Here is a 1,309-nt window from a genome sequence, read left to right as displayed (position 1 = left end):
TTGAAAAAAGGAATAATGAATATAATGCAAATTTCATAAAGTTATAAAAAGTTTTGCAGTATAACAATAGACAGTTGTTATTTATTACTGATGGTAATTATCGGACAGCCTGTTTAGGGTGGGGTATTCGTGACCCTCCGCACTCCCGATGTAATAAAACGAACCGTTTATAATGTCTGGATAACAAAACAGTATTATAAAACTGCTATGAATTATTGCCCCTAGAATAAATAGCATAAAATAAAATTGTGTTATAAATAATATACTTCTCTGAAAATAGCTACCGACAGAATCACTGTAACTAGCAAATTTACAGATGAAAGTAACTTAGTGGAAGTAATCTTAGTGGAAGTAATCTGAGCGAAAATAATCTGAGCGAAAGTAACGTTAACTGTAAAAAATGACTTATCTACAGCTATTAGAACAGAGATCTGTAAGATAATGGAACCTGTGAAAACACAGGATATTTGTTAGATATAAGAAGCTTACAAGAAATTTACTAAAAAATTGGAGTTCACTAAAAAACTGGAGTTCACTAAAAAACTGGAGTTTACTAAAAAACTGGAGTTTACTAAAAAACTGGAGTTAAATAATGGTATCAGATAATTTTAGTATTGTACTTGTTTTCGCAGTATATCTGCTTTTTATGATCGCCATCGGAGTTCTCTATTATCGGAAAACGGAGAATCTTGCGGATTATATTTTAGGAGGAAGAAAGCTAAACAGCTGGGTTACTGCGCTGAGTTCGCAGGCGTCGGATATGAGCGGCTGGTTGCTAATGGGATTGCCGGGATATGCTTACCTATCAGGAATGGAATCTATTTGGGTAGGAGTGGGTCTAGCTGCTGGAACTTACCTGAACTGGAAATTCGTTGCAAAAAAATTGCGCCAATATACCCAGATTGCAGGAGATTCCATTACCATTCCTGTATACTTTGAAAACAGGTTCAGAGACAAAAGCCATGCTTTGAGAATTATTTCATCTATTCTGATTCTGGTCTTTTTCCTGCTTTACACTTCCTCAGGACTTGTAGCAGGTGGAAAGCTTTTCAATACTGTATTTGAAATTCCATATCAACAATCTCTTCTTATCGGCGCACTGGTAATTATTAGCTATACATTTCTTGGAGGTTTCATGGCTGTCTGCTGGACTGACTTTTTCCAGGGCATGCTAATGGTCTGCGCCATTGTTTTCGTGCCCCTTGCAGCCTTAAACCGGAGTTTATACTTTATGATTAAAAGTGATATCATTCGGCTTATTTTTCATAGGGTCTAACGAATTTTAATTATTTGTCACCAAATCTTACTC

General features: G+C 35.8%; 1 protein-coding gene and 1 pseudogene. Both read left to right on the top strand.

The window, feature by feature from the left end; translation table 11 throughout:
* Positions 1-329: 329 nt before the first annotated feature.
* Positions 330-404 (top strand): annotated as a pseudogene (locus tag EO93_RS18710) (hypothetical protein); the annotation flags it as partial.
* 188 nt (positions 405-592) lie between these two features.
* The gene (locus EO93_RS16175) at positions 593-1,276 is read left to right on the top strand and encodes a hypothetical protein (RefSeq protein ID WP_235284315.1); all 684 of its coding nucleotides are present in this window, start codon (positions 593-595) and stop codon (positions 1,274-1,276) included.
* Positions 1,277-1,309: the final 33 nt, after the last annotated feature.

Origin of the sequence: Methanosarcina sp. 1.H.A.2.2, from assembly GCF_000979975.1 — an archaeon.
GTDB lineage: Archaea > Halobacteriota > Methanosarcinia > Methanosarcinales > Methanosarcinaceae > Methanosarcina.
This window is presented reverse-complemented; position numbering and strand designations above follow the sequence as displayed.